26 protein-coding genes are annotated in these 26,259 nt (G+C 71.5%); 15 read left to right on the top strand and 11 right to left on the bottom strand.

Annotated elements, in window-relative coordinates; all coding sequences use genetic code 11:
• Window positions 1-79 precede the first annotated feature (79 nt).
• From AC0680_RS21075 to AC0680_RS21065, 3 genes are all read left to right on the top strand, one after another.
• Window positions 80-586 carry an ATP-binding protein gene (locus AC0680_RS21075; protein WP_478630853.1) on the top strand — a complete coding sequence of 169 codons (507 nt, stop codon included), beginning with the start codon at window positions 80-82 and terminating at the stop codon, window positions 584-586.
• Window positions 587-829: 243 nt separating this feature from the next.
• Window positions 830-1,711, top strand: coding sequence for a helix-turn-helix domain-containing protein (locus tag AC0680_RS21070; RefSeq protein ID WP_478630852.1), 882 nt, complete (start codon window positions 830-832; stop codon window positions 1,709-1,711).
• Complete coding sequence (locus tag AC0680_RS21065; protein ID WP_478630849.1) at window positions 1,708-2,295, top strand: Uma2 family endonuclease; 588 nt, start codon at window positions 1,708-1,710, stop codon at window positions 2,293-2,295. The genes AC0680_RS21070 and AC0680_RS21065 overlap by 4 nt, the downstream gene beginning before the upstream one ends.
• Before the next feature lie 12 nt (window positions 2,296-2,307).
• On the opposite strand, the gene AC0680_RS21060 is transcribed toward AC0680_RS21065, so the two are convergent.
• Window positions 2,308-2,940: a PH domain-containing protein gene (locus AC0680_RS21060; protein WP_478630846.1), complete on the bottom strand. Its 633-nt coding sequence runs from the start codon at window positions 2,938-2,940 to the stop codon at window positions 2,308-2,310.
• Between the two features lie 129 nt (window positions 2,941-3,069).
• Here AC0680_RS21060 and deoC point away from each other — a divergent pair, with 129 nt between their 5' ends.
• From deoC to AC0680_RS21040, 4 genes are all read left to right on the top strand, one after another.
• The gene (gene deoC / locus AC0680_RS21055) at window positions 3,070-4,074 is read left to right on the top strand and encodes a deoxyribose-phosphate aldolase (RefSeq protein ID WP_478630918.1); all 1,005 of its coding nucleotides are present in this window, start codon (window positions 3,070-3,072) and stop codon (window positions 4,072-4,074) included.
• 2 nt (window positions 4,075-4,076) lie between these two features.
• Window positions 4,077-5,513, top strand: coding sequence for an aldehyde dehydrogenase family protein (locus AC0680_RS21050; RefSeq protein ID WP_478630843.1), 1,437 nt, complete (start codon window positions 4,077-4,079; stop codon window positions 5,511-5,513).
• A complete protein-coding gene (locus tag AC0680_RS21045) occupies window positions 5,506-6,366 on the top strand; it encodes an aldehyde dehydrogenase family protein (protein WP_478630841.1) in 861 nt (286 codons plus the stop codon). The genes AC0680_RS21050 and AC0680_RS21045 overlap by 8 nt, the downstream gene beginning before the upstream one ends.
• 309 nt (window positions 6,367-6,675) lie before the next feature.
• The gene (locus AC0680_RS21040) at window positions 6,676-7,179 is read left to right on the top strand and encodes a hypothetical protein (RefSeq protein ID WP_478630839.1); all 504 of its coding nucleotides are present in this window, start codon (window positions 6,676-6,678) and stop codon (window positions 7,177-7,179) included.
• Window positions 7,180-7,230: 51 nt separating this feature from the next.
• Here AC0680_RS21040 and AC0680_RS21035 read toward each other — a convergent pair whose 3' ends face one another.
• The gene (locus AC0680_RS21035) at window positions 7,231-7,677 is read right to left on the bottom strand and encodes a hypothetical protein (protein WP_478630837.1); all 447 of its coding nucleotides are present in this window, start codon (window positions 7,675-7,677) and stop codon (window positions 7,231-7,233) included.
• Window positions 7,678-7,827: 150 nt separating this feature from the next.
• Here AC0680_RS21035 and AC0680_RS21030 point away from each other — a divergent pair, with 150 nt between their 5' ends.
• Complete coding sequence (locus AC0680_RS21030; protein WP_478630835.1) at window positions 7,828-8,520, top strand: uridine kinase family protein; 693 nt, start codon at window positions 7,828-7,830, stop codon at window positions 8,518-8,520.
• Between the two features lie 212 nt (window positions 8,521-8,732).
• Here AC0680_RS21030 and AC0680_RS21025 read toward each other — a convergent pair whose 3' ends face one another.
• Entirely contained in the window at window positions 8,733-9,521 is a 789-nt protein-coding gene (locus tag AC0680_RS21025) for a SigE family RNA polymerase sigma factor (RefSeq protein WP_478630833.1), read from the bottom strand.
• Window positions 9,522-9,771: 250 nt separating this feature from the next.
• Between AC0680_RS21025 and afsQ1 the strand changes: the two genes are divergently transcribed.
• The 5 genes from afsQ1 (at window position 9,772) to AC0680_RS21000 (ending at window position 13,720) form a co-directional block, all read left to right on the top strand.
• A complete protein-coding gene (afsQ1, locus tag AC0680_RS21020) occupies window positions 9,772-10,449 on the top strand; it encodes a two-component system response regulator AfsQ1 (RefSeq protein WP_026169550.1) in 678 nt (225 codons plus the stop codon).
• Window positions 10,446-12,191, top strand: coding sequence for an ATP-binding protein (locus tag AC0680_RS21015; protein ID WP_478630831.1), 1,746 nt, complete (start codon window positions 10,446-10,448; stop codon window positions 12,189-12,191). Before afsQ1 ends, AC0680_RS21015 begins: the two co-directional genes overlap by 4 nt.
• Entirely contained in the window at window positions 12,188-12,808 is a 621-nt protein-coding gene (locus tag AC0680_RS21010) for a hypothetical protein (protein WP_478630828.1), read from the top strand. Before AC0680_RS21015 ends, AC0680_RS21010 begins: the two co-directional genes overlap by 4 nt.
• A gap of 137 nt (window positions 12,809-12,945) precedes the next feature.
• Entirely contained in the window at window positions 12,946-13,461 is a 516-nt protein-coding gene (locus AC0680_RS21005) for a VanZ family protein (protein WP_478630916.1), read from the top strand.
• A 46-nt stretch (window positions 13,462-13,507) separates the two neighbouring features.
• Window positions 13,508-13,720: a PspC domain-containing protein gene (locus AC0680_RS21000; protein WP_478630826.1), complete on the top strand. Its 213-nt coding sequence runs from the start codon at window positions 13,508-13,510 to the stop codon at window positions 13,718-13,720.
• A gap of 114 nt (window positions 13,721-13,834) precedes the next feature.
• Here AC0680_RS21000 and AC0680_RS20995 read toward each other — a convergent pair whose 3' ends face one another.
• Both AC0680_RS20995 and AC0680_RS20990 read right to left on the bottom strand, forming a co-directional pair.
• Complete coding sequence (locus tag AC0680_RS20995) at window positions 13,835-14,098, bottom strand: hypothetical protein (protein ID WP_478630823.1); 264 nt, start codon at window positions 14,096-14,098, stop codon at window positions 13,835-13,837.
• A 144-nt stretch (window positions 14,099-14,242) separates the two neighbouring features.
• A complete protein-coding gene (locus AC0680_RS20990) occupies window positions 14,243-15,403 on the bottom strand; it encodes an adenosine deaminase (protein ID WP_478630820.1) in 1,161 nt (386 codons plus the stop codon).
• A 103-nt stretch (window positions 15,404-15,506) separates the two neighbouring features.
• Here AC0680_RS20990 and AC0680_RS20985 point away from each other — a divergent pair, with 103 nt between their 5' ends.
• On the top strand, window positions 15,507-16,274 hold the full coding sequence (locus AC0680_RS20985) for an alpha/beta fold hydrolase (protein WP_478630818.1): 768 nt from the start codon (window positions 15,507-15,509) through the stop codon (window positions 16,272-16,274).
• Window positions 16,275-16,316: 42 nt separating this feature from the next.
• Here AC0680_RS20985 and AC0680_RS20980 read toward each other — a convergent pair whose 3' ends face one another.
• Window positions 16,317-17,345, bottom strand: coding sequence for a LysR family transcriptional regulator (locus AC0680_RS20980; RefSeq protein ID WP_478630815.1), 1,029 nt, complete (start codon window positions 17,343-17,345; stop codon window positions 16,317-16,319).
• Between the two features lie 62 nt (window positions 17,346-17,407).
• Between AC0680_RS20980 and AC0680_RS20975 the strand changes: the two genes are divergently transcribed.
• Window positions 17,408-18,727 carry an MFS transporter gene (locus AC0680_RS20975; RefSeq protein ID WP_478630813.1) on the top strand — a complete coding sequence of 440 codons (1,320 nt, stop codon included), beginning with the start codon at window positions 17,408-17,410 and terminating at the stop codon, window positions 18,725-18,727.
• A gap of 76 nt (window positions 18,728-18,803) precedes the next feature.
• Here the strand turns inward: AC0680_RS20975 and AC0680_RS20970 are convergent, their stop codons facing one another.
• The 5 genes from AC0680_RS20970 to AC0680_RS20950 all read right to left on the bottom strand — a co-directional run bounded on the left by AC0680_RS20970 (window position 18,804) and on the right by AC0680_RS20950 (window position 26,244).
• On the bottom strand, window positions 18,804-21,602 hold the full coding sequence (locus tag AC0680_RS20970) for a type 1 periplasmic-binding domain-containing protein (RefSeq protein WP_478630810.1): 2,799 nt from the start codon (window positions 21,600-21,602) through the stop codon (window positions 18,804-18,806).
• Between the two features lie 163 nt (window positions 21,603-21,765).
• Window positions 21,766-23,043: a thymidine phosphorylase gene (locus tag AC0680_RS20965; RefSeq protein ID WP_478630808.1), complete on the bottom strand. Its 1,278-nt coding sequence runs from the start codon at window positions 23,041-23,043 to the stop codon at window positions 21,766-21,768.
• A gap of 193 nt (window positions 23,044-23,236) precedes the next feature.
• The gene (locus AC0680_RS20960; RefSeq protein WP_478630806.1) at window positions 23,237-24,412 is read right to left on the bottom strand and encodes a methyltransferase domain-containing protein; all 1,176 of its coding nucleotides are present in this window, start codon (window positions 24,410-24,412) and stop codon (window positions 23,237-23,239) included.
• A gap of 10 nt (window positions 24,413-24,422) precedes the next feature.
• Window positions 24,423-24,728 (bottom strand): DUF6087 family protein, encoded by a 306-nt coding sequence (locus tag AC0680_RS20955; protein WP_478630803.1) that lies wholly within the window; start codon window positions 24,726-24,728, stop codon window positions 24,423-24,425.
• A gap of 175 nt (window positions 24,729-24,903) precedes the next feature.
• Window positions 24,904-26,244, bottom strand: a complete 1,341-nt coding sequence (locus AC0680_RS20950; protein ID WP_478630800.1) for a tetratricopeptide repeat protein — start codon at window positions 26,242-26,244, stop codon at window positions 24,904-24,906.
• Window positions 26,245-26,259 lie beyond the last annotated feature (15 nt).

The raw sequence follows: 26,259 nt of genomic DNA, 5'->3' as shown, positions 1-26,259 counted from the left end.
CGGACAAGCCCGGGACAACCTCCGTACGCAAGGGCGCCACCGCTGTGCACGGTACGCACGCATCGCCACGCTGAGTGACATGAACCAAGGAATCCCCCAAACCGGTACCCGCACCCGGCAGTTCACGGTCCAGCTCTCCTCCACCCGCCGAGGCGCCCGGCTCGCCCGGCTGCTCGCCACCGAGCAACTCCGCTCCTGGAGGCTCCCCATGGACACCGCCGCCCACGTCATCGCCGAACTCGCCGCCAACGCCGTACTCCACGGACGCGTAACGGGACGGGACTTCCGGCTCATGCTGACCGTGCACGGCGGCACCCTGCGCATCGAGGTGACCGACGCCCGTGCCGAGCGGCTGCCCGTCCTCACGGAGCACCCGGAGCACCCAGCAGCCGACAGCGAGTCGGGCCGCGGGCTGCTCCTCGTCGGGGCGCTCGCCGACCGCTGGGGCGTCACCCCGGGGCCCGTCCCCTGCAAGACGGTGTGGGCGGAAATCGCCCTGTTCACAGCGCCGTTCGCCACGCCGTCCACCGCATCGCACCGGCCGCGACCCGGTGGAGCGCAACCCGATGGAGCACGACGCGGGTGACCACGACGCGGCGCGCCACGACATCAAGGCTTAAAGAGACCGGGGAAAGACCCCGGGGAAATACCCTTCCCAACCCCTACAGCCTCCCGTCACTCACACAGGTGACATCGGCCAACTGGGCTGGATTTCCAGCGGGTTCACCGGCATATGCTCGCCGCAACAACTCCAGACATGCGACGGCCCCCGGCCGGGACTGCGAATCCCGATCGAGGGCCTGACCACCCAGGAAGTTAGGGCTTCCCGATGGCTTTGCAGCACCCTAGCGCGCCCTCGCGCGCCACGTCTCCCGTTCCCCGCCCGACCGCCCGATCCGGTGTCGTCCACGTCAACATCCGGCACACCACCCGCTACACGGTCGTCGGCAACCACCTCGCCCAGCACCGCGAGCTGTCCCTCCTCGCGATCGGGCTCGCCGTCCACATCCAGTCGCTGCCCGTCGGCGCCCTGGTCGGCATCAAGTTCCTGTCGGCCCGCTTCCCCGAGAGCGAGCACCGCATCGCCGGAGCCCTGCGGGAACTGGAGGCCCACGGCTATCTGAAGCGCACTCGGGAACGTCTCCCCGGCGGCAAGGTCGTCACCCGCACGGTCTCGTACAACCAGCCGGGTTCGGCCGTCACTGCGGCACCCAGGCCGACCCGCGCACCCGAGCGGCCCCAGAAGCCGACACAGACGCTGCCCCCGAAGCCCGCGCCAGAAGCCACCCGACCCCCAGCGCCCGCCCCCTTACAGCGGGAACCGCTCCCCAAGCCGCGTACCCCTGCCCCAGAACATCACCGCACCGCCGCCGCCCTCCTCGCGGAGTTGCACCGCAATGCACCACGGCTGCTGCTCGCCGAACGGGACGTACGCCACCTGACCCCGGCAGTGGCCGCCTGGCTAGAACGCGGAGCCGCCCCCGATGCCGTACGAAACGCCCTGACCGCACGCCTCCCCGACGACCTGAAGCACCCGGTCGGCCTGCTCGAACACCGCCTCACCGCGCTGCTGCCGCCGCCCCTACCGGCCGTCCCGGTCGTGCCCCGCCGCGACCCGCTCCAGAACTGCGAAGGCTGCGACCGCGCCTTCCGCGCACCCGAACCGGGCCGCTGCCGCGACTGCCGAAACGACCACAGAAAGGCCGCTTGAACATGGCCCCGGACGATGCCCGGCGAGGCACCCCTCTCTACCAGGCGATGAAGGAATTCGTTGAGGCGGCGGACGACACGCTTCCGGGCAGATTCGAGATCACGAAGGAAGGGATCGTCCTCGACAAGGTGTCGCCCGTCATGCCACACACCCTCACCGCGCTACGCCTCCGGAAGCGCCTGGAAAGGGTCATGCCGGAAGAGCTCGTGGCCCACACGGGGGAACCCGATGTCGAGAACGCACCCGAAGGCATCATGCGCCGCCCCGACGTGATGGTGATCGCCTGGGCGGACATGGAGGGCGAGGGTTCCTTCGACCCCCGCACCCTCATCGCCGCCATCGAGATCGTCTCCCGCTCCAACCCCGACAACGACTGGGTGAGCAAGATGCGGGACTACCCGCTGCTCGGCATCCCCGTCTATGTGGTCTTCGATCCGCGCGAGGGCAAGGGAGCCGTCCTCTCCGACATCCACTCGACCCCCGATGGCCCCCGTTACGCCACGCGCAGGGACTTCCTCTACGGCGAAGACGTCACCATCGAGGAATGGACGATCTCCACCGAGGGCCTGCCCCGCTACGAATAAGCCCCACGCCCCTCAGAGCGCGATCATCACCGCAAGCCCAACAACCCCCACCACGCACGGCGCGATGACCGCATACGCCCACCGCACCACCGGCTCCCCCTGAGCGCCCTCACGCCCCGCCGCCCGCTCCTTCAGCTCGCGCAGCTCGTCCAGCGACTGGTCGGCCATCGCGCGCGGCACCGGGCCGCCGGCGTCGGCGTTCGGCCCGAACCGGGGCCCGGCCGCGCCCGCGCCGCGCATCGCCTGCCGGTTGGCCTTCTTGCGCTGGCGCAGCGAGACCGGGATGGCCCACAGCTGGTACTTGGCGCCGCCGGTCGTGGCGACCTCGGTGGAGAAGGATGCCCGCAGTCCCTCCACGGCGCCCCACGGCAGCGTGATCGTGCGGAACGGATTGCGCACCAGCAGCCGGTCCTCGTTCGCCCGCACCAGTGGCCGCAGGGTGTAGGCGGCCACCAGCGGCACCCCGAGGAGCAGCGCGAACGCCGCGGTCAGCCTGGTGTGGGCGTCGCCCCGCAGCAGCGCGTCGCCGCCCAGCCACAGGCCGAGCAGCAGGAGCAGCACACCGCCGACGAGGGCCGCCGGCGAGCGGTAGGTGCGCTCGGCGTACTGCTGCTGCGGCGGGGTGGCGCGTTCCTGGCTCGTCATGCCGCCGATTCTGCCCGACCGTCCGGATGTCGGACATTGCGTTACGGCATCATTCGGGCGGGCGGCGGGATTCGGCCCTCAGGGGGGATGACATTGCGCTACGCGCGTAGATATGCTCCCCTCGTGACCATGCCCATCACTGTTCCCGCATACGGCAAGGAAGCCGCGGGGCGTCTGGCGTCAATGGCGGACGTGACCGCCGACGACGGTGCGCTGCGCCGCTTCCTCCACGGCCTCCCCGGCGTCGACGCGGTCGGCCTCGAGGCCCGCGCCGCCACCCTCGGCACCCGCTCGATCAAGACGACGGCGAAGGCGTACGCCATCGACCTCGCCATCTCGATGATCGACCTGACGACCCTCGAAGGCGCGGACACCCCGGGCAAGGTCCGGGCGCTGTGCGCCAAGGGCATCCACCCCGACCCCACCGACCGCACCAGCCCCAAGGTCGCGGCGATCTGCGTCTACCCCGACATGGTCGCGACGGCCAAGGAGGCGCTGCTCGCCGGCGGCGCTCCCGACATCCACGTCGCGTCCGTGGCCACCGCCTTCCCGGCCGGCCGCGCCGCGCTGCCGGTCAAGCTCGCCGACACCCGTGACGCGGTCGCGGCCGGCGCCGACGAGATCGACATGGTGATCGACCGGGGCGCCTTCCTCGCCGGCCGCTACATGGCGGTCTTCGAGGAGATCAAGGCCGTCAAGGAGGCGTGCGCCCGTCCCGACGGCAGCGCCGCCCACCTCAAGGTCATCTTCGAGACCGGCGAGCTCCAGACGTACGACAGCGTCCGGCGGGTCTCCTGGCTGGCGATGCTGGCCGGCGCCGACTTCATCAAGACCTCCACCGGCAAGGTCGCGGTGAACGCCACCCTGCCGGTCACGCTGCTGATGCTGGAGGCGGTGCGCGACTTCCACGCCGCCACCGGCGTCCAGGTCGGGGTCAAGCCGGCCGGCGGTATCCGTACGACCAAGGACGCGGTCAAGTACCTGGTGACGGTCAACGAGACGCTCGGCGAGCCCTGGATGACCGCCGACTGGTTCCGCTTCGGCGCCTCCAGCCTCCTCAACGACCTGCTGATGCAGCGCCAGAAGCTCAGCACCGGCCGCTACTCCGGCCCCGACTACGTCACGGTGGACTGACCATGGCCAATCTCTTCGAGTACGCACCGGCGCCCGAGTCGCGCGCGGTCGTCGACATCGCGCCGTCCTACGGCCTGTTCATCGACGGCGAGTTCGCCGAGGCCGCCGACGGCAAGGTCTTCAAGACCGTCTCGCCGTCCACCGAGGAGGTCCTCTCCGAGGTCGCGCAGGCCGGCGCCGCGGACGTGGACCGCGCCGTGAAGGCCGCCCGCAAGGCGTTCGAGAAGTGGTCGGCGCTGCCCGGCGCCGAGCGCGGCAAGTACCTCTTCCGGATCGCCCGGATCATCCAGGAGCGCTCCCGCGAGCTGGCCGTCCTGGAGACCCTGGACAACGGCAAGCCGATCAAGGAGACCCGCGACGCGGACCTCCCCCTGGTCGCCGCGCACTTCTTCTACTACGCGGGCTGGGCCGACAAGCTCGACCACGCGGGCTTCGGCCCCAACCCGGCGCCGCTGGGTGTCGCGGGCCAGGTCATCCCGTGGAACTTCCCGCTGCTGATGCTGGCCTGGAAGATCGCCCCGGCGCTCGCCACCGGCAACACGGTCGTGCTGAAGCCCGCCGAGACCACCCCGCTCTCCGCGCTGTTCTTCGCCGACATCTGCCGGCAGGCGGGTCTGCCCAAGGGCGTCGTCAACATCCTTCCCGGGTACGGGGACGCCGGCGCCGCCCTCGTCGCCCACCCGGACGTGAACAAGGTCGCCTTCACCGGCTCCACGGCCGTCGGCAAGGAGATCGCCCGCACGGTCGCCGGCACGGACAAGAAGCTCACCCTGGAGCTGGGCGGCAAGGGCGCCAACATCGTCTTCGACGACGCGCCCATCGACCAGGCCGTCGAGGGCATCGTCACGGGCATCTTCTTCAACCAGGGCCAGGTCTGCTGCGCGGGCTCCCGCCTGCTGGTCCAGGAGTCGATCCAGGACGAGTTGCTGGAGCGCCTCAAGCGCCGGCTGGCCACCCTGCGTCTGGGCGACCCGCTCGACAAGAACACCGACATCGGCGCCATCAACTCCGCCGAGCAGCTGACCCGGATCACCGCGCTCGCCGAGACCGGCGAGGCCGAGGGCGCCGAGCGCTGGTCCCCCGCCTGCGAACTGCCCACCTCCGGCTACTGGTTCGCCCCGACGCTCTTCACGAACGTCACCCAGGCGCACACCATCGCCCGCGACGAGATCTTCGGCCCGGTGCTGTCGGTGCTGTCCTTCCGCACCCCGGAAGAGGCGGTCGCCAAGGCCAACAACACCCAGTACGGCCTCTCCGCCGGCATCTGGACCGAGAAGGGCTCCCGCATCCTCTCCGTCGCCGGCAAGCTGCGCGCGGGCGTCGTCTGGTCCAACACGTTCAACAAGTTCGACCCGACCTCGCCGTTCGGCGGCTACAAGGAGTCGGGCTCCGGCCGCGAGGGCGGCCGCCACGGCCTGGAGGCGTACCTCAATGTCTGATCGTCTCAGTGTGCTGAAGACCTACAAGCTGTACGTGGGCGGGAAGTTCCCGCGTTCCGAAAGCGGCCGGGTGTACGAGGTGACCGACTCCAAGGGCAAGTGGCTGGCCAACGCCCCCCTCTCCTCCCGCAAGGACGCCCGTGACGCGGTCGTGGCCGCGCGCAAGGCGTTCGGCGGCTGGTCGGGCGCGACCGCGTACAACCGCGGCCAGGTCCTCTACCGCGTCGCCGAGATGCTGGAGGGCCGCAAGGACCAGTTCGTACGGGAGGTGGCGGACGCGGAGGGCATCTCCAAGTCCAAGGCCGCGGCCCAGGTCGACGCGGCGATCGACCGCTGGGTCTGGTACGCGGGCTGGACCGACAAGATCGCCCAGGTCGTGGGCGGCGCGAATCCGGTCGCGGGCCCGTTCTTCAACCTCTCGACCCCCGAGCCGACGGGTGTGGTGGCCGTCCTGGCCCCCCAGGACTCCTCCTTCCTCGGCCTGGTCTCGGTGATCGCCCCGGTCGTCGCGACCGGGAACACCGCCGTGGTCGTCGCCTCCGAGAAGGCCCCGCTCCCCGCGCTCTCGCTGGGCGAGGTGCTGGCCACCTCGGACGTGCCGGGCGGCGTGGTCAACGTGCTGTCCGGGAAGACGGCCGAGATCGCGGCCCCGCTCGCCGCGCACCAGGACGTCAACGCCCTGGACCTGACGGGCGCGGACGCCGACCTGGCCCGCGACCTGGAGGTCGCGGCGGCCGACAACCTCAAGCGCGTACTTCGTCCACAGCCTGTGGACTTCACCGCCGACCCGGGCACCTCCCGTCTGACCGCCTTCCTGGAGACGAAGACGGTCTGGCACCCGATGGGCGTCTAGACCGGGACGTACCGATCGGGCGCCGGACCGGTGCCCGATCGGCGCCGGCGAACCGGCGTGCGGGGCCTCACCTCCTGCGGGGTGGGGCCCCGCACCGCTGTCCGCACCCCCCGTAGAATCGATCTTGGCCGTGGAGAGGAACGACCGCATGCCCAGGCCCGATCACGAGACCCCCTGCCGGCAGTTCCTCCAGCCCGGTGAGGTGCTGCTGCGGGCCGTTCAGTACGAGGCGTATCCGGCGCTCCCCCTCGTCCCCGCCCACCTGCGCGTGCCGCGGAGGAAGCCGCAGCTGGAGAAGCGGGTCCGGGGGTGCTCGGCAGCGCCGTGGAGAAGGCGTCGCGGCCGCTCGGGGCGGTGGCGCGCAGCCGGCTGGCGAACAACCCGGTGACGCGCGTCGCCGGAAACATCGCGGAGGGCATCAACGAGGCCCAGGAGGCCGTCGAGGACGCGCTGGACGACGCCACGCAGTACGCGATGTACGGCAAGCCCATGGAGGGCGGCTGGACGAGCCTGGCCGGACGCTTCCACGTCCAGGTCACCAACGCCGGCGGCGAGCCCCGCCACCAGGCGGTCACCGACCGCCGGCTGATCGTCGTCACGGACCACGCCACCGGCTGGCGGGAGCGGGCGCCGGAAATCGAGGTCGCGGTGGAGGTGCCGCGCACGGACATCGCGCAGCTGCGGCCCAAGCCGCGCACGACGTTCCCACGGGGCCGGTTCGACCTGGTCTTCACCGACGGCTCGTGGATCGCGCTCAGTTGTTCCTTCCAGCGGGACATGGAGGCGCTGGTGGGCGCCTTCTACGGACGCTGAGCACGCCCCGGCCGGGTGCCGGACGACGAGCGCACCCGGCCGGGGCGGGTCTCAGCCCGGCAGCACCCGGGTCGCCCGCCCGACCACCGGCAGGGTCCTGAGCGCGCCGCCGCCCTTCGACAGGGTGCCGGTCACCTGCTTGGTGCTCATCGGCTTGAAGTCGGCGACCTTGGTGGCGACGGCGTTGTCGAGCGGGTCGACGGAGGTGTCCGCCAGGGGGTTCAGCCTGAGGTCCTTGACCGGGCCGAGGCCGCCGGACGTGGACCGCACCGTCGCGCCGGTCAGCGCCGTGGTCATGGCGCCGGTGTCGGTGCCGCCGCTCGACGGGACGAACGACGGGGTGGACGAGGGGACGAACGAGGGGGTGAACGCCGGGGCCGCGCTCGCCGCCGCCGCACCGCCCGCGGCGATCGCGGCGCCGGCCGCGGAGACCACCAGGCCGACGCGCAGCAACGTGCGCGGGGCGCGGCCGGACTTGGGACGTACCGGGAAGAGCATGTTGTGCCACCTGCCTATGGATCGAAAGGCTGCACGAGCATGTGCGCTCGGTAACCAACTCGATTCGCAGCGTAGTTGAGGCCCGGGTTCCCGATCCACCTCGCGCGCCAGGGGTAGCCCACACAGCGCAATACGCGACAATGGCTACCCGTGAGCTCCCACTCTCCCGCCCGGCCGTCCTCCCTCAAGCCCTCGACCCCGCTTGAGCCGTCAGGCACCCCCGGCGTCCCCGCCCGCGTCGTCCTGCTGACCGGCCCCTCCGGCTCCGGCAAGACGTCCCTGGCCGCACGCAGCGGCCTGCCCGTCCTCAACCTCGACGACTTCTACAAGGAGGCGACGGACCCGACGCTGCCCCAACTCCCCGACGGCGGCGGCGCCGACTGGGACTCACCGCTCTCCTGGGACGCCGACACCGCCGTCGCGGCCATCGCCGCGCTGTGCCGCACGGGGCGCTGCGACGTTCCCGTGTACGACATCTCCGCCAGCGCCCGGGTCGGCACGGCCCGGCTCGACCTCGCAGGCGCCGGGCTGTTCATCGCGGAGGGCGTGTTCGCCGCCGACGTCATCGCCGCCTGCCGCGCGGCCGGTCTGCTGGCCGACGCCCTGTGCCTGCGCGGCCACCCGGCCACCACCTTCCGCCGCCGGCTGGTCCGCGATCTGCGCGAGGGCCGCAAGTCCGCCCCGTACCTGGTGCGCCGCGGCCTGCGCCTGATGCGCAGCGAACGCTCCATCGTCGCCCGCCAGACGGCCCTGGGCGCCCACGCCTGCGCCAAGCCGGAGGCCCTGGACCGCATATGGGCGGCCGGGGCGGTGGACCCGGCGGGCGCGGCCGTGGGCTCCTGACCCGCGGCCGGAGGCCACCTACGGCAGTCGCGGAACACGCGGAAGCGGGCTCGGGCAGACCCCCCGGCCGCCCGAACCCGCTTCCTTCCCCCGTGCTCCCCCGTATCCCCCGATACGCCCGGCTCCCGCGGATCGCTCCGCCCGAGCCGGTTCCCCCGTATCCCCTCCATCCCCCTCGGGCGTTCCCGTTCCCCTCGGGCTCCCCCGGTCCTTCAGGCCACCAGCTGGCCGAAGGACTCCTCCTCGTCACGGCCGAAGCTGAGGACCTCGTCCTCACGCAGCCGGCGCAGGGCGCGCCAGATGCTCGACTTCACCGTGCCGACACTGATGTTGAGAATGTCCGCGATCTCCGGGTCCGTACGGCCCTCGTAGTAACGCAGCACCAGCATGGTGCGCTGCGTCTCGGGCAGCCGCGCCAGCGCCTGCCACAGCACGGCACGCAGCTCGGTGCCGCGCATCGCGTCCACGTCGCCCGCCGTCTCCGGCAGCTCCTCGGTCGGGTACTCGTTGAGCTTGCGGCGGCGCCAGGCGCTGATGTGCAGATTCGTCATCGTGCGCCGCAGATAGCCGCCGAGCGCCGCCTTGTCACTGATCCGGTCCCAGGCGCGGAACGTCGAGAACAGCGCGCTCTGCAGCAGGTCCTCGGCCTCGTAGCGGTCGCCGGTCAGGTGGTAGGCGGTGGCGTACAGGGAGGCGCGGCGCTCCTGGACGTAGGCGGTGAAGGCCGCTTCGGCCTCGGCCGCCTCCGACGCGGAACGCCGTTCCCCCGTGGCCTCCCCGTACTCCGCTCCCCCGTGGGCCGCGTCTCCCCCGTGGCCCGTGCTTCCCCCGTCGACGGCCACCTTCGTGGCGTCGATGGCCACCATGAAAGGCAGCCGCTGACGCCCGGTGCCGCGAGCGCACCCCCGCCCGCTCACGGCACCGGACTTCTCCGTGGTCCTTACGACGTCGTGAAGTCGCGTGATAACTGCGCTGGAAGTCGTACCGTGCAGTGTGTTCATCTCGCGCCCCCCGTCGTAGAGCCAGCTCACTCGGTGTCCCCCGGGTGTTGATCTCTCCCGGTGCCCAAAAGACTGCCAAGCCAGTTTCATCGCGTTGTCCGCCGACTGTCACAGACCTGTCACAGGCCCCGGCGGCCCGCATACGGTCGCCCCCACTCCGACCGCAACCACCCACGGCTCCGCCCCGGCCCGACACCACGCACCAGACACAGGTCGATGTCCAGGCGTCCCATGGGACAGAATGGCTGCCGTGCCTTTCCTGTTGCTGATCGAGGACGACGACGCCATCCGCACGGCCCTCGAACTCTCGCTGTCCCGCCAGGGTCACCGTGTGGTGACCGCGGCGACGGGCGAGGACGGCCTGAAGCTGCTGCGCGAGCAGCGCCCGGACCTGATCGTGCTGGATGTGATGCTGCCGGGCATCGACGGCTTCGAGGTGTGCCGGCGGATCAGGCGTACGGACCAGCTGCCCATCATCCTGCTCACCGCGCGCAACGACGACATCGACGTCGTGGTGGGACTGGAGTCCGGCGCCGACGACTACGTCGTCAAACCGGTCCAAGGACGGGTGCTGGACGCCCGCATCCGGGCCGTGCTGCGCCGTGGCGAGCGCGAGTCCAGCGACTCGGCGACGTTCGGCTCGCTGGTCATCGACCGCTCGGCGATGACCGTCACCAAGAACGGCGAGGATCTGCAACTGACCCCGACCGAGCTGCGGTTGCTGCTGGAGCTGAGCCGCCGCCCCGGCCAGGCGCTGTCCCGGCAGCAGCTGCTGCGGCTGGTGTGGGAACACGACTACCTGGGCGACTCCCGCCTGGTGGACGCCTGTGTGCAGCGGCTGCGCGCCAAGGTGGAGGACGTACCGTCCTCGCCGACACTGATCCGCACGGTCCGCGGCGTCGGCTACCGGCTGGACTCCCCGCAGTGACGGAACGTTCCCACAGCGGCGGGAGGGCGGACGACGGCGCGGACGCCGCGGCCGCGTCCGCACGGCAGGTGCCGCGACTGCTCGGCCGGGCCTCGGGACTGCTGCGCTGGACGAGCCTGCGGCTGCGGCTGGTCGTGGTCTTCGCGCTGGTGGCGCTGACCGCCGCGGTCTCCGCGTCCGGCATCGCCTACTGGCTCAACCGCAACACCGTCTTGGACCGCACCCAGAACGCCGTCCTCAAGGACTTCCGCAAGTCGCTGGAGGACAGCACGCGGTCGCTGCCGCTGCGCCCCCGGTGCACCGAACTGCAGGACGCGGCGCGGCAGATAGCCGGCGGGCCGCAGAACTACGCGGTGCTGCTGATCGGCGTGGACCGCGAGGGCAAGGACTGCGCCGCGACCACGGACAAGGACCTGCTGACGCTGCGCAGCGTGCCCGACGCGCTGCGCGGCGCGGTCAACGAAGTGCGCCCGGTCGACGAGTCCAACCCCTCCGCGCACCATCTGTACTGGCAGCGCAAGCAGGTCGGGGACACCCCCTACCTCGTCGCCGGCGCCAAGGTGATCGGCGGCGGACCGACCGGCTACATGATGAAGTCGCTGGCCGCCGAGCGGCAGGACCTCAACTCGCTGGCCTGGTCGCTGGGCATCGCCACCGCGCTGGCGCTGGTCGGCTCCGCGCTGCTGGCCCAGGCCGCCGCGACGACCGTGCTGCGGCCCGTACAGCGGCTGGGGCATGCGGCGCGGCAGCTGGGCGAGGGGCGGCTGGAGACCCGGCTGCGGGTGACCGGCACGGACGAACTCGCCGATCTGTCGCGTACGTTCAACCGTACGGCGGAGCGGCTCCAGCAGCGGGTCGAGGAGCTGAGCGCCCGCGAGGCGGCCTCCCGCCGCTTCGTCGCCGACATGTCGCACGAACTCCGCACGCCCCTGACGGCGATCACCGCGGTCTCCGAGGTGCTGGAGGAGGAGGCCGACTCCCTCGACCCGATGATCGCGCCCGCCGTCCAGCTGGTGGTCAGCGAGACCCGCCGGCTCAACGACCTGGTGGAGAACCTCATGGAGGTCACCCGCTTCGACGCGGGGACGGCCCGACTGGTGCTGGACGACGTCGACGTCGCCGACCAGGTCACCGCCTGTATCGACGCGCGGGCCTGGCTGGACGCGGTGGACCTGGACGCGGACCGCGGCATCGTGGCCCGGCTGGACCCGCGGCGCCTCGACGTCATCCTGGCGAACCTCATCGGCAACGCCCTCAAGCACGGCGGGTCGCCGGTGCGGGTGTCGGTCCACACGGAGGACGGGGGCGGCGCCGAGCAGCGCGTACGGGACGCGGCCGGCGAGGACGAGGCCGGCGGTGCGGCCGTGCCCGGCGCGGCGCAGGCGCAGGCGCAGGCGCCCGAGAGCGTCGCCGGCGGGCCCGCCGAGCAGACCGCGGACACCGGCCGGCCCGGCAGCGGCGAGCTGGTGATCCGCGTACGCGATCACGGGCCCGGCATCCCGGAAGAGGTCCTCCCGCACGTCTTCGACCGCTTCTACAAGGCGAGCGCGTCCCGCCCGCGGTCCGAGGGCAGCGGCCTGGGCCTGTCGATCGCCTTGGAGAACGCGCACATCCACGGAGGCGAGATCACCGCGGCCAACCTCCCCGAAGGCGGCGCGGTCTTCACCCTGCGGCTGCCGATGGACGCCTCCCGGCTCGCCGGCGACGACGCCACGGCCCGGGGCACGGAGGGCGAGCGATGACACCGACCGGAAAGAGGTGGCGGCGTGCCGCCGGTGCGGCGGCACTCGCGCTGGCCGCCGCGGGCTGCGGGATCCGGGGCACGTCCGTGCCGGTCGACGCGGGCGGCGCGCCCTCGCGGGTGAGCTGCAAGGCGCCGGGCGAAGCGTCTCCGGGCACGACCGGCGGCACGCGGACCGCCGTCTATCTGGTGTGCGGTTCGGCGCTGGTGCAGGTCGAGCGGACCACGCCGTCGAAGGACACGGCGGCCGCCGATCCGCGGCTGCGGGCCGCCCGTACGCTCCTGGTCGAGCTGCAGCGCACGCCGTCGGCGGACGAGGAGACGGCCGGGTTCAGCAGCGCGCTGCCCCAGGGGCTGAAGGTCGACGGGCCGCGCCGCAGCGACCCGGCGGAGGCGCTGCGGCTGAGCATCCGGCCGGACGACCTGCCGTCCTTCGCGCTGGCGCAGCTGGTGTGCACCTACGGCGCGAGCCCGGCGCTGGGGCGTGCGCGCGCGGCCGTGCTGGGCGGACCGGGCGACGACACGGCGCAGCGCTACGACTGCTCCGCCGATGTGCTGGCCCACCCGGACATCGCGGAGCACGCCGGGTGGGGGGACCCGCTGTCGCAGCGGGACTGAGCGAGCCGGCGGCCGTGGGGCGCGGCCGGACCGGGGTGCGGCCAAGACGGGTGCAATGGGGCGGAACCGCGGCCCCCACTACCGGCGTCCTGGCCTTTGTGCAGCGTCATGGCCCCGGCACCACCGCCGCCCCCCGTATGCGCGTCACCGGACTCCTTCTCCTCGTGGCGCATCTGCTGATCGTCGGCTGGCTCACGCTGCGTCCTCGTTCGGTGCCATGGGTGCCCGCCGCGAACCTCCGGCCGCTGGCGACGATCAGGGCGGAGCTGGCACACGGCCTGACGTGGGAGGCGTTGGGGCACCTGGGCGGCCCGGTGCTGCTGCTGGCGCCGCTGGGGGTGCTGCTCCCGCTCTCGGCCGGGCGGCTGAACGTCTCGCCGCTGGTGTCGCTGACCCGTACCGTCTTCGCCGGCGCGATGATCGCGCTGGCCATCGAGCTGCTGCAGTCAGGGGTACCCGGACGGGTCCCCGACGTCGACGCGGTGCTGCTGAACACCCTCGGAGTGGCGCTGGTGCACCTGCTGGTCGTCCCTGGGGCCCGGTCCCGGCTCCGCCGCCGGTACGAGGATCTCGGGGGTGCGACCCCGAGGATCCCCAGGGTCGGACTGGCTCCGCAGGCTGACGCGCTGTCGGGCGGCCGGACCTACCTTTGAGACATCGGGGCAAACGCCCCACGAAGTCGAAAAGGAGTCGCCCATCATGGCCGCCGCACTGGTCCGCCCGAGCAACAACCGAATGATCGCCGGAGTGTGCGCGGGTCTGGCCCGTCGCTTCGGTACGACCCCGGCGACGATGCGCGTGATCTTCCTGGTGTCGTGCCTGCTGCCCGGCCCGCAGTTCCTCCTCTACCTCGCGCTGTGGATACTCCTGCCCTCGGAGCGGAAGGCCGCCGCCGGCGCCACCGGCTGGTAGTCCGCCGCGGCAGCTCCGGGCCCGGACATGACGGCGCCCCGGCCGTATCTGCGAGGGCATACGACCGGGGCACGGCACGTCACGCGTCCCTGGAGGGCGGAGCGGGGAGCGGGATCAGCTGCCCAGGGCCTTGGAGACGGCGTTGGTCGGCAGGCCGCCCAGCAGGTTGCCCTGGGAGTTCAGCGGCGTCTTGACGTTGCCGACCGGCGTCTTGGTGCCCTTGAGGACCTTGCCGGTGTCCTTCACCGGCAGGTTCTTGAGCACGCCCTTGGCGTCCGGGGTGCCCACCTGCGCGGCGCTGGCGGCGCCCGCCGCGGTGACGGCGATGGCGGCGCCGACAGCGGCGACACCGAGAGTCTTGATGGTTCCCTGCTTCATCGAATTACGTCCTCAATTGATGGGGGCTTGACCGGCAAATCAACCTAGTGAGGCGGCAACCGGCGCCGCAAACAGCCACGAGGAAAGCAAAAACGGCCGGTGGACATACCACCGGCCGTTACGCTATAGACTCGCGCTATCCCGTTACTCGGAGTCAGAACCGCTGCTCACAGGCGAGGCCGTGGGCGCCGGGCGGAAGAGCCATTCGGCCCGCAGTTCTGCGTAACCGGGCTTGATGACGTCATTGATCATGGCGAGACGTTCATCGAAAGGAATGAACGCTGATTTCATCGCATTGACCGTAAACCACTGCATGTCGTCGAGCGTGTATCGGAATGTCTTGACCAGGTGCTCGAATTCCCGCGACATGTTCGTGCCGCTCATCAGCCGGTTGTCGGTGTTGACCGTGAGTCGGAACTGCAGCCGGCGCAGCAGGCCGATGGGGTGCTCCGCGTAGGAGGGGGCCGCGCCGGTCTGGAGGTTGGAGGTGGGGCACATCTCCAGCGGGATGCGCTTGTCCCGTACGTACGAGGCGAGCCGGCCGAGCTTGACCGAGCCGTCGTCGGCGACCTCGATGTCGTCGATGATCCGGACGCCGTGGCCGAGGCGGTCGGCACCGCACCACTGCAGCGCCTGCCAGATCGACGGCAGGCCGAAGGCCTCACCGGCGTGGATGGTGAAGTGGTTGTTCTCGCGCTTGAGGTACTCGAAGGCGTCGAGGTGGCGGGTGGGGGGGTAGCCGGCCTCGGCGCCCGCGATGTCGAAGCCGACGACGCCGCTGTCGCGGTAGCGGTTGGCGAGTTCGGCGATCTCCAGGGCGCGGGCGGCGTGCCGCATGGCGGTCAGCAGGGCGCCGACGCGGATGCGGTGGCCGTTCTCGCGGGCCCGCCGTTCGCCCTCACGGAAGCCCTCGTTGACCGCCTCGACGACCTCTTCGAGGGTCAGCCCCTGCTCCAGGTGCTGCTCGGGCGCGTACCTGATCTCGGCGTAGACCACGCCGTCGGCGGCCAGGTCCTCGGCGCACTCGGCGGCCACCCGGGCCAGCGCGTCGCGGGTCTGCATGACGGCGCAGGTGTGCGCGAAGGTCTCCAGGTAGCGCTCCAGCGAACCGGAGTCGGCCGCCTCGCGGAACCAGATCCCGAGCTTCTCCGGATCGGTTTCGGGCAGTCCTTCGTAGCCGTTGGCGCGGGCCAGCTCGACGACCGTCGCGGGGCGCAGGCCGCCGTCGAGGTGGTCGTGGAGCAGCACCTTGGGGGCGCGGCGGATCTGTTCAGGGGTCGGAAGGGTGGTGGTCTCGCTCGTCATTTCGGCACTCTAGCCCCTACGCGCGTAGATCTCACCGAACGATACGTAACAGTGACCCGTACACAGGGTGGCGCGCACGCCTCCTTCTGCCATCGTTCTCGTCATGGCTCAGCAAGCACTGCCGACGCGCGAGGCCCGGCTGGGAAAACCGCTGGGAGCGGGCGGAACTGCGAAGGCGGTGAGCGGGGTCGCCCTCTTACTGCCCGGAGGCGGACCGACCGGGGTGCGGCGCCCGTCACCGGTATCCGCACTGGCGGTACGCCCCCTCGCGGCCCGGCTGGCGAAGGCGGGCCGCGGCGAGGGCCTGACCGCCCATGTCGTGCACTACCGCTGCCGCGGCTGGAACGGCACCGAGGCCCACCCCGCATGCGATGCCGCCTGGGCCCTGGACGAGGTGGTGCGCCGCTACGGCGATGTCCCCGTCTGCCTCGTCGGTACAGGCATGGGCGCCCGCGCCGCCCTGCACGCCGCGGGACACCCCGCCGTCAACTCCGTGCTGGCGATCGCCCCTTGGCTGCCCGATCCCCTCCGGCACAACGGGCAGCCCGATCCGGTGAAGCAGCTCATCGGCCGTCAGGTACTCCTCGTCCACGGCACCAACGACGAGCGCCACGACCCCGACCTGTCGTACCGCTACGCCGAGCGCGCCAAGAAGGTCAACCGTGACACCTGCCGCTTCGAGGTCCACTCCGACGGCCACTCACTGCACCAGCACCGCGCCGAAGTCCACGCCCTGGCCGCCGACTTCCTCCTCGGCTCGCTCTTCACCCGCGACTACGCCCGTCCGATCAAGGACGCCCTGGCCGCACCCCCTCCCCTGGGCCTGCGGATGCCGCTGGCCTCGGGCTTCGGGGCGTCGCTGAGACATTGAGCCAGATGTCCTGCTGGGCGGGTGCCCGCCTTCCCTCCCGGGTCAGCGGGGAAGGAGTCTTCCGCGGCGGCTCAGGAGGAACTTCTTGAACTCGGCCACCGGTGGGGTGTCGGGGTGGCCGTCCAGCCAGGCCACCCCGATCTCCCGGACCGCGCGGGGGGCCGTCACGGTCAGTTCGACGACGCCGGGGCGCGGTACGGCGGGTGGCGGCAGCAGGGCGACGCCCAGGCCGGCCGCCACCAGGCCGCGCAGCGTCTCGGCCTCCTCGCCCTCGAAGGCGACCCGCGGGGTGAAGCCCGCCTCGGCACACAGCGCGTCGGTGATCCGCCGCAGTCCGTAGCCCGGTTCGAGGGTGACGAACAGTTCGCCGGCGGCCTCCGCGAGCCGGATGCGCTTGCGCGCGGCCAGCGGATGCTCGTCCGGTACGACCAGGCGCAGCTTCTGCTCGTCGAGCCGGCGGGCGACCAGGTCAGGGTAGTCCGGGACCGGCGAGGTCAGGCACAGGTCGAGGTCGCCGGCGCGCAGCCGCTCGATCATCGCCTCGCCGTAGTTCTGGACGAGTTGGAAGCGCACCCGCGGATGGTCGACGCGGAAGCTGCGGATCAGGCCGGGGACGGTCTCGGGCCCGAGGGTGTGCAGGAAGCCGAAGGCGACCTTCCCGGCCGCGGGGTCGACGTCGGCACGTACGGACTCCGTCGCGCGCTCCAGATCCGTCAACGCCCGCTCGGTGGAGGCGAGGAAGGCACGTCCGGCCGGGGTGAGGGAGAGGGTGCGGCCGTGCCGGGCGAAGAGCGCGACGCCGAGGTCGTCCTCCAGGCGGACGATGGCGCGGCTGAGCGTCGGCTGCGGCATGCCGAGCTCCTGCGCGGCGCGGGTGACGTGCTCGTGCCGGGCGACGGCGGTGAACTGGGCGATCCGCGGGGCGAGGAGCGTCGCCCACGAGTCGCCGCCCAGTTCGGCGGCTTCCCCGGTGTCCACGCCGGTGTCAGCGCCGGGGCGCTTGTCCTGCGGCACTTCTTTTCTGTTGCGACCTTGCAACAGCGACCCCTGCGACCTGCGCTCATGCATCATAGAATCGATTATGCAGTTTCCATGCATTGGACGCATGAACTGACCGGGCCTACCTTCGAAGCATGCCTCCCGCTGATACCGGGGCGTCCGTCACCGACCGTGCGGCCGCCTCTCCCCAGTCGTCCACAGACTCCTCTTCCTCCGCCGCCGCGCCCGACCCCGAATCGGGCAAGCTGCGGCCGGGCGGCCCCGGCTACCGCCGGATGAGCTTCGCCCTCTTCGCCGCGGGAGTGGCCACCTTCGCCCTCCTGTATTCCACACAGGCACTGCTGCCCGCGATCTCCAGCGACCTCGGGGTGAGCCCGGACCAGGCGAGCTGGACGGTGTCCGCGGCCACGTTCGGCCTGGCGCTCGGGGTGATCCCGCTCAGCGCCGTCTCCGAGCGGCTCGGGCGGCGCACGCTGATGACCGTGTCCCTTTCGGTGGCCACGCTGATCGCGCTGCTGGTGCCGTTCGCGCCGTCGATCGGCGCGCTGATCGCGCTGCGCGCCGTGCAGGGCGTCGCGCTGGCCGGGCTGCCGGCCTCGGCGATGGCTTTCCTGGCGGAGGAGGTACGCGCCAAGGCGCTGGTGGGTGCCATCGGTCTGTTCGTGGCGGGCAACAGCATCGGCGGGATGTCCGGCCGGATCGTGACCGGCTGGGTCGCCCAGGCCTGGGGCTGGCGGGCCGCGCTCGGCGCGGTGGGTGTGATGGCGGTGCTGTGCGCGGTGGCGTTCCGGCTGCTGGTGCCCAGGGCCCGGCACTTCACGTCCCGTGCGGTGGGGCCGCGGGCGCTGGCCCGTACGCTGGGCGGTCACCTCTCCGATCCGCTGCTGCGCCGGCTCTACGGCATCGGCGGGCTGTTCATGACGGTCTTCGGCGCGGTCTACACGGTCATCGGCTACCGCCTGGTGTCCGAGCCGTTCCACCTCCCGCAGGGCATCGTCGGTTCGATCTTCGTGGTCTACCTGGTCGGTACGGTCTCCTCGGCCGCGGCCGGTCAGCTGGTGGCCCGGGTCGGCCGGCGCGGCGCCCTCTACCTGGCGGTCGGCACCACGTCGACGGGTCTGCTGCTGACGCTGGCCGACTCGGTGGCCGCGGTGCTGGCGGGCCTCGTTCTGATCACCGCCGGTTTCTTCGCGGGCCATGCGGTGGCCTCGTCCGCGGTGAGCCGTACCGCCAAGACGGCCCGCGCCCAGGCATCGGCGCTCTACCAGTGCGCGTACTACGTCGGCAGCAGCCTGGGCGGCGCGCTCGGTGCCGCCGCCTTCCACGCGGTCGGCTGGGACGGCACCGTCGTCCTGGGGCTGGCCGCGATGCTGGGCGCCGCCTCGATCACGCTGTACGCCACGCGCAAGGCGGTCGCCGAGCGCCGGCTGCTCCACCTGGGGAAGGCCGCGTAGCAACCGCTCCACGAGCCGGAGGGCCCGCCCCGCCACCTGTCCTGGTGGGGCGGGCCCTTCGCGTACCGGGGGCGGCTCAGTTCGGGTCGTCCTGGGGGCAGGCGTACCGCCCGTCGGGGCCCCAGCGCGTCACGGGCCCCCGGTCCTGCCGGAAGGCGCCGCAGTACAGCACGAGCTTCTGGCCCTCGCGGGTGTGGTGCAGCATCACCAGCGCCTTGTCCAGCGGGGGCGCGGACCCGTGCCGGGCCGGGATACGGATGTCGCCGCTGACGCCCTGGAAGTGCACGCCCTCGTCCAGCTTGGACTTGACCGCCTTCGCGGTGACGTCCCGGGTGCTGGCGTACTCCCGGTCCGCCGCCAGGGACAGCAGCCACAGCGCGTCGTGGGCCAGCGCCTCGTGGCCGTCGTTGATCCAGGGGTCGTGGGCGGTGTAGGCCCTGATGTAGTCGGCGATGAACTGCCGTGCCTGGTCGTTCTCCTGCGGATGGCCGTCGGGCAGCACGTGCACGGTGTGGTAGAGCCGCAGCCGGACGTCGTCCAGGTACTGGCCGCCCAGTGCGGCGCTGGTGAGTTCGTTGCCTCCGATGACGGTCAGCGCTCTTCCGGAGCAGCCCGAGTCGGGGCCGTAGGAATTCATGAAGGAGGTGAAGGCGTCGACCCTGGAGGTCCAGTAGACGACGGTGCGCGGGTGGGTGTGGAGCAGGTCGCAGATCCGCTCGGCGGTGTCCTGGGCGGTGGTGCCGGTGCGCGGGCGGCCCGGGAACTCCAGTGTGGTCTGCCGGGCGCCGCCGAAGGCCTGCGCGAACTTCGCCCCGAGTTCGTTGCTGTAGAGGTCGCCGGGGTCCTTCACCACCACCGCCCGGTCGGCCGTCTCGCACCGGCCCGGCCCGGTCTGGATGATCCGCCCGTGGCGGGCGAACTGCGCGGCGATCCGGGTCTCCCGGCTGTTGTCCGGGGACATCGGCCGGTAGAAGTCGCCGGCGCTCTGCATGGCGTCGGCGGTCGCGGTGGTGCCGATGACCGGGACCCTTCCGTCGCTGAGCACCTTCGCCGCCTCCCGGGTCGACTGCCGGCTCTCCCGGAATCCCACGACGCCGACGACGGTGTCGCTGCCGGCGTCGTCGCGGTGCGCGGCGGCCTGGCGGACCACGCCGCGGGCCTGGTCGACGACGTGCTCGAAGTGCTTGCCGGTGTCGCGGATGTCGACGTACAGCAGCACCCGGTGGGGGTCTGCCATCGCGTCCTGGTTCCGCTTGGCCTGGGCCAGCCAGATGCCGCGCAGTTCGGGGATCGCGCCGTTCATCACGACGAGGTCGGGGTCGTCGGCCACACCGCTGCCCAGATAGACGACCCGGCGCACCGGTTTGTGGTGCGTGCGCTCGGCGTACAGCGCCTTGCGGTTGAGGCGGCCGATGGAGCGCACGACGTCGTCGTACTGCTCGCGGGGCGATTCGCCGTGCGCCCCGGCGGGCCCGGGCCGCGGTGGGGCCTGCCCGGTGACCACCGCCCCCTCCAGGCAGTCCGGGGCCGGCGGGAAGAGCACCGGCCACAGGAGGTTCGCCAGCAGGCCCAGCGCCAGGCAGCCGGCGACGAGTTCGCAGCCCAGTTCGGTCGCCGGCCGGATCCGGAACTCCGGCGGTTCCACGGGGTGGACCAGCATCCCGTCCCGGCTGAAGTCCTGCTGCGGCAGCGCGCCGACCAGCGGCTGCGGCGCCGGCCCGGCGGCGGCCGACAGCTCGCGCGCGGTCTCCTTGAGGTCGCGGCAGCGGCGCCATCGGGCGTCGGTGTAGTCCGTCGCCGCGCCGGCGCCGACGACCAGCAGGGAGGCGCTGCCCGCGATGCCCTGGACGGCCTGGCAGGTGTCGAGGAAGCGGCGGGTCGCCGCCTTCGCGGGCGTCTCGGCGGCGGGGAGGTCGAGCAGCACCACCCGGCGGGTGCGCCGGCGGCGGCGCCAGGGCAGCAGACGGCCGGGACCCGCCCGGTGGAGGTCCGCCAGCAGCGCCCGCAGCAGCAGTTCCTCGAAGTCGCGCAGGGCCGCCCGCCGCGCCGCCGGATCGTCGGGCTTGCGCAGCCGTACGATCTGCCGCCGCAGGAACTGCGCCCCCTTGTCGAAGAACGAGCCGGATCTGCTGACCGGGCGCCAGTGGGCGTACCAGCCCCGCTTGGAGGTGACCAGCCGCCAGCTCCACCACGTCGACCAGCACCACCTCGGCAGGCCGTACAGCAGCGGCCCCGCGAGGTGGGTCCACACCAGCTCCACGGTGGACTGCGCCGCGGCGGGCTGTCCCTCGGGCAGCGCGGGGACCGGCGTGCGGCTCAGTTTGGCCAGCAGGTGCGGCAGTCCGCCGTCGGTGGCGGCGGCCCGCAGGTCGTAGAGGTGGTCGCGCAGGGTGCGCGCGGTGAGATCGGCGTCGTCCGGTGTCCGCTGCGCCCAGCGGACCAGTTCGGTCATCAGCCGCAGGTTGCGCAGCCGCAGCCGTCCGGTCTCCGGCGGTGTGCCGGACTGCAGCAGGCCGCCGATGCGGACGGTCAGGAAGTCCGGTTCGGGCGGGCGGGCCGCGTCGGTGGGCCGGGGGCCCGCCGGTTCCTGGTCGAGCTGCGGTCTGGCGTAGGCGAGGCGTTTGTCCTCCTCTCCGCCGAGCGCGTCGGCCAGGCCCTGCAGGACACGGTGGGCGCGCCGGGCCGCGGTGTCCGGGCTGCCGCCGGTGTCCAGCAGTACCAGCGGCCACACTTCGGTCCGCAGCGTTCGCCACTGCTCGGGGACCGCCGCCTTCTTGAACGCCGCCATGAAGGCGTCCGACCCGGCCCCTTCGGGGAACGGGTACTCCCAGGTCTGCTCCGTGTGCCGCGTCGCGTCCTGGTCCTCTTCCGGCACGAAAGATCACCCCCGTCTCTCGCCGCACCGCCAAGGGCCCCGAGACTAGGGGTTGTTGAACAATCCTACGAGACGCCGGAGGCTGTTTCCGGAATCTGGCCGGAATGCGACGGTGCCCACCGCCCGGCTTCAACAGGCGGTGGACACCGGGGAGTTGGGGCCGTCAGCCGATGCGTTCCAGCACCACCGGGCCCGCGGTGAAGGCGGTGTCCTCCGGGCCGATGACGATGCCGCCGGCGAGGGCTTCCAGGGCGTACGGGATCTTCTCGGGGGTGTCGGTGTGCAGGGTCAGCAGGGGCCGGCCGGCGGTGACGTGGTCGCCGGGCCTGGCGTGGAGTTCGATGCCGGCTCCGGCCTGCACCGGGTCCTCCTTGCGGGCGCGGCCGGCGCCCAGGCGCCAGGCGGCGAGGCCGACCGCGTAGGCGTCGAGGGCGGTGAGGGTGCCGGTGGCGGTGGCGGTGACGGTGTGCTGTTCGCGGGCCACCGGCAGGGGGGCGTCGGGGTCGCCGCCCTGGGCGGAGATCATGCGGCGCCAGTGGTCCATGGCGGAGCCGTCGGCCAGCGCCTTGGCCGGGTCGGCGTCCTGGAGACCGGCCGCGTCGAGCATCTCGCGGGCGAGCGCGAGGGTCAGCTCGACGACGTCCCGGGGGCCGCCCCCGGCCAGCACCTCGACGGATTCGCGGACTTCGAGGGCGTTGCCGACGGTCCGCCCCAGGGGAGTGGCCATGTCGGTGAGCAGCGCGACCGTCCGCACACCGTGGTCGGTGCCCAGCTCGACCATGGTGGAGGCGAGTTCGCGGGCGTCGTCGAGGTTCTTCATGAAGGCGCCGGAGCCGACCTTGACGTCCAGGACCAGGGAGCCGGTGCCCTCGGCGATCTTCTTGGACATGATGGAGGAGGCGATGAGGGGGATGGACTCGACGGTGCCGGTGACGTCGCGGAGCGCGTAGAGCTTCTTGTCCGCGGGGGCCAGGCCGTCGCCGGCGGCGCAGATCACCGAGCCGGCTCCGCGGAGGATGTCGAGCATCTCGTCGTTGGTGAGCTGGGCGCGCCAGCCGGGGATGGACTCCAGCTTGTCGAGGGTGCCGCCGGTGTGGCCGAGGCCGCGGCCGGAGAGCTGGGGCACGGCGGCGCCGCAGGCGGCGACGAGCGGGGCGAGCGGGAGGGTGATCTTGTCGCCGACGCCGCCGGTGGAGTGCTTGTCGGCGGTGGGTCGGGGCAGGCCGGAGAAGTCCATGCGCTCGCCGGAGGCGATCATGGCGGCGGTCCAGCGGGCGATCTCCTTGCGGTTCATGCCGTTGAGGAAGATGGCCATCGCCAGGGACGACATCTGTTCATGGGCGACCTCGCCGCGGGTGTAGGCGTCGATGACCCAGTCGATCTGGTCGGGGGTCAGCTCGCCGCGGTCGCGCTTGGTGCGGATGACGGAGATGGCGTCCATGGACGGTTCCTTTCGAACGGGTAGGTCCGTTCTACACGCATAGACGCGGGGTGGCCAGACGCGGACGGACGGATGGTTCGCGGTGGGGCGCGGGGCGGGCGACGGCTGGCGACGGGCCCGGGGGCGGTCCCCAGGGTGCGGCGCCCGTCCCCCCTCGCTGCTGTCGCTGGTGTCGCGGGGGCGCGAATATCGACTAGATCGCCCAGCGGTGCACCTGCCCGTCCGGCGCCGTATAGCTCACGGTCTGCTCGGCGGGGGTTGCTTCGATGGTGAACCACTCACGTCGCGGCCGGTTGAGTCGCCGCCAACGCCGGTGGGCTGCTTCGATCGGTCCCCACAGGTTGCGCGGTCCCGTGGAGGTCACCAGCGACGGCCCCTCCGGCAGGTCCTCGATACGGGTCGCCGAGCCGTCCGCGGGGTCGTACAACGTGGTGACGTGCAGGCCGTCGTCGCTCTGGCCGTATGTGCGGACAAGGCCGTGCGGCATATGAAGCTGGGCGAAGAAAGAGAACGTCCAGTCGTCCAGCACACGCCCGGAGAGCTCGGCAGCACCGCATGGACCGTCGAGGATCTCGGGTACCCGCACCTCCGCCTCGGCGCCGCTCTTGAGCGGCATGAAGGCGGCCGGGGTGTGCAGGATGTGGCCGGCGGCAGTGCCATCCGGCTGCTTCGTAAGCCGCGCGAGCATACCGCCAGCCAGGGTGCCCTTGAGGGGAACGACCAGGATGCCGCCGACGCGGCATCGTTCCAGCCACAGAGGCGGAATGCGACGCACGGAGGCCGTGGCGATGACGCGGTCGTACCTCGCATCGGACGGGAGGTCGCGCGCGCCATCGCCATGGACCACCAGTGGGTCGAAGCCGACGGCGTTGAGCCGTTCGCGGGCCAGGGTCGTGAGGGCTTCGGAGCGGTCCACGGTGGTGACGTGTTCGTCCCCGGCCAGGTGGCAGAGCAGTGCGGCGTTGTAGCCGCTGCCGGCACCGGCCTCGTACACCTCGTCCCCTTCGTTCACGTCGAGGGCGTCGAGCATGTCCGCCATGAGGCTCGGCGCGGTCGAGGACGACGTGGGCACACCGGACACTCCGCCCAGGTCGGCCTGCTCGGCATGTACGCCGTCCACCTCGGTGATGAGGGAGTCGTCCGCATACACGGCGGCGAGCCATGCGTCCGCGTCGCTGTCGGTGATTCGCCAGGGGATGAACCGTTCCGACTCCCGCCGGTAGAAGACGGGGACGAACGGATGCCGGGGAACGTTGAGGAACGCTCCCGCCAGCTGCGACGACAGCACCGTGCTTCCACGGTCGATCTGCTGCGTGAGCGAAACGCGCTCCCGGATCAAGCGCTGCTCGTCGTCGAGGATGTTCGTCACTGGCCGGTCCCTAGCGGTCCGGCCGTGGCGCCTGCGGCTTGCGGTGCCTGCCCGTGCCTGCGCCGAGCTGGGGCGCAGGCCCCGAGGCCGGGGGCTCGATGACCTCGGGGTACAAGATCCTTTTTGTCTCGGCGAGGTCGGACGCGAAGCCGTGGGGTTCCCAGGAGTGTCCGTTCCATCGCTGGATGACACGGGGCGCGTCCGGGTTCAGATGCGAGCCTTTGGGCCCGTCACCGGTGACGAGGGGAATCGCGCGGAGCCGTCCGACCTTCGCGTCCCGGCGCTCCGCCCATTCCGACAGCGGTTCTTCGTCCATCTCGGCATCCCTACGCTTCGGCGGCTGCTCCCCCGGAGGGTAACGGGGCGGCGGGGATGATCACTTCGCGATCGTTCAGGCGAGGCGGCCGGCATCGAGGCTGAGCGAACGCCGACGGCTACGCTCGCCATCGAAACGGAAGCGCCGCCTCCAGCAGTGCTCCACCGGACAGGGCCTAGGCCAAGAGTGAGGCTGGAGCCACAAGCCGAGCGCGTTCGTGGAGTTCCCGTGCGGCGTGATTCTTGAGGTGGGGGCGGATCAGCTTGAACATGGTGCGCATGCGTTGATCTGCCCGGCCCGACTGAACCAAAGGGTAGTCGTCCAGAGCGAGATTCCATGTCGTACAGGCTGCTTCCAGGTGGCCGATTTCCAATTGACGCTCAGCCAGGGTTGCGCGATGCCGTACACGGGCGCGGCGATACACGCTGTAGCGCACCTGGTCCGATTCCTGCATGGCTTTGATGGAGCCGGGAACATCGCCGAGTTCGTGCCGGACCTGGCTGATGTGGTAGTTCAGGGCCGATGGATCATACGAGCCGAATGCTTTCCCACGGGATTCAGCCTTCTCCATGGCCACCTCGGCCTCTCGCAGGTACGTCAGCGCGTTACCGTGCTCGCCGATCTGCGCGGACGCGTGCGCCTGCTGTCCGGCAAGGAACGCCCGCATGCGTGGACCAGCTTGTGGAGACGCGGCAGCGGCAGCGTCAGCGAGCCGCTTCGACTCCCTGCCGTGCCCTAGATCAACGGCCTGAACGCTCATCCCGCGCAGCGTGGTGCAGTACGTCAAGTGGTCCTCTGCCGCTCCGGCGAGCTCCAACGCCTTGAGGTAATACTGCTGCGCGAGGCCGTGAGCGCATTCGTCCACGGCCATGTACCCGGTGAGATAGCTCAAGTCGGCAGCAGCCGACATCATCGCCTTGCGTACGGATTCGGAGGCCTCCGCCCGTAGATACGGGGCTACCGTGTTCACCAGGAAAGCCGCAGCCATCGGGCGGGCGTGCCGCCCTCCGAATTGGTCGTCGAGTTCTGACAGTCGTTCGGTCATCGCAATAACCATGTCGACCTCTGGCATGCCAATGCGCTGAGTGTGGCCGGTCTGGACGGCTTCCATTCGTCCCGCCACTTCTGGCCAATTGGGCACGGCCAGCGCAACGGAAAAGAGACTTATACCGAGGACGCCACGCCGTGAGGGATCCATATCTCCCCTACCGAGATCGATAAGCCCTTCGGTCGTACTCGGAGTGCCGTCCGAGCTGCTGGCAGGTGTCGGGAAGCCGGCCTCGGCATGGGTGATGGGACGGCCCAGCTGCCGCGCCAGGGCTTCCAGGATCAGCGGTCTGGCCGTCTCCTTGGGCAGGTGCCCTTGGCGCCACTGATGGGCTGAGGGCTCGCGGTACTTGAGCGGGGTACCTCGCTCGGTTCCGACCCGATTCACGGCCTGGACGAACTGCCGCAGCGTCCAGCCGGTCTGCCGGTAAAGCCGTTCAAGGTGCCGGTTGGGTTCCCGAGTGCCCATGAGCCCTCAACTCCC

Source organism: Streptomyces sp. NPDC043738 (genome assembly GCF_056436545.1).
This window is presented reverse-complemented; position numbering and strand designations above follow the sequence as displayed.

Coding starts and splice junctions, on each gene's coding strand:
- AC0680_RS21075 (WP_478630853.1), top strand. CDS start 80: ATGAACCAAGGAATCCCCCAAACCGGTACCCGCACCCGGCAGTTCACG.
- AC0680_RS21070 (WP_478630852.1), top strand. CDS start 830: ATGGCTTTGCAGCACCCTAGCGCGCCCTCGCGCGCCACGTCTCCCGTT.
- AC0680_RS21060 (WP_478630846.1), bottom strand. CDS start 2,940: ATGACGAGCCAGGAACGCGCCACCCCGCCGCAGCAGCAGTACGCCGAG.
- deoC (WP_478630918.1), top strand. CDS start 3,070: ATGCCCATCACTGTTCCCGCATACGGCAAGGAAGCCGCGGGGCGTCTG.
- AC0680_RS21050 (WP_478630843.1), top strand. CDS start 4,077: ATGGCCAATCTCTTCGAGTACGCACCGGCGCCCGAGTCGCGCGCGGTC.
- AC0680_RS21045 (WP_478630841.1), top strand. CDS start 5,506: ATGTCTGATCGTCTCAGTGTGCTGAAGACCTACAAGCTGTACGTGGGC.
- AC0680_RS21035 (WP_478630837.1), bottom strand. CDS start 7,677: ATGCTCTTCCCGGTACGTCCCAAGTCCGGCCGCGCCCCGCGCACGTTG.
- AC0680_RS21025 (WP_478630833.1), bottom strand. CDS start 9,521: ATGAACACACTGCACGGTACGACTTCCAGCGCAGTTATCACGCGACTT.
- AC0680_RS21010 (WP_478630828.1), top strand. CDS start 12,188: ATGACACCGACCGGAAAGAGGTGGCGGCGTGCCGCCGGTGCGGCGGCA.
- AC0680_RS21005 (WP_478630916.1), top strand. CDS start 12,946: ATGCGCGTCACCGGACTCCTTCTCCTCGTGGCGCATCTGCTGATCGTC.
- AC0680_RS21000 (WP_478630826.1), top strand. CDS start 13,508: ATGGCCGCCGCACTGGTCCGCCCGAGCAACAACCGAATGATCGCCGGA.
- AC0680_RS20995 (WP_478630823.1), bottom strand. CDS start 14,098: ATGAAGCAGGGAACCATCAAGACTCTCGGTGTCGCCGCTGTCGGCGCC.
- AC0680_RS20990 (WP_478630820.1), bottom strand. CDS start 15,403: ATGACGAGCGAGACCACCACCCTTCCGACCCCTGAACAGATCCGCCGC.
- AC0680_RS20985 (WP_478630818.1), top strand. CDS start 15,507: ATGGCTCAGCAAGCACTGCCGACGCGCGAGGCCCGGCTGGGAAAACCG.
- AC0680_RS20980 (WP_478630815.1), bottom strand. CDS start 17,345: ATGATGCATGAGCGCAGGTCGCAGGGGTCGCTGTTGCAAGGTCGCAAC.
- AC0680_RS20975 (WP_478630813.1), top strand. CDS start 17,408: ATGCCTCCCGCTGATACCGGGGCGTCCGTCACCGACCGTGCGGCCGCC.
- AC0680_RS20965 (WP_478630808.1), bottom strand. CDS start 23,043: ATGGACGCCATCTCCGTCATCCGCACCAAGCGCGACCGCGGCGAGCTG.
- AC0680_RS20955 (WP_478630803.1), bottom strand. CDS start 24,728: ATGGACGAAGAACCGCTGTCGGAATGGGCGGAGCGCCGGGACGCGAAG.
- AC0680_RS20950 (WP_478630800.1), bottom strand. CDS start 26,244: ATGGGCACTCGGGAACCCAACCGGCACCTTGAACGGCTTTACCGGCAG.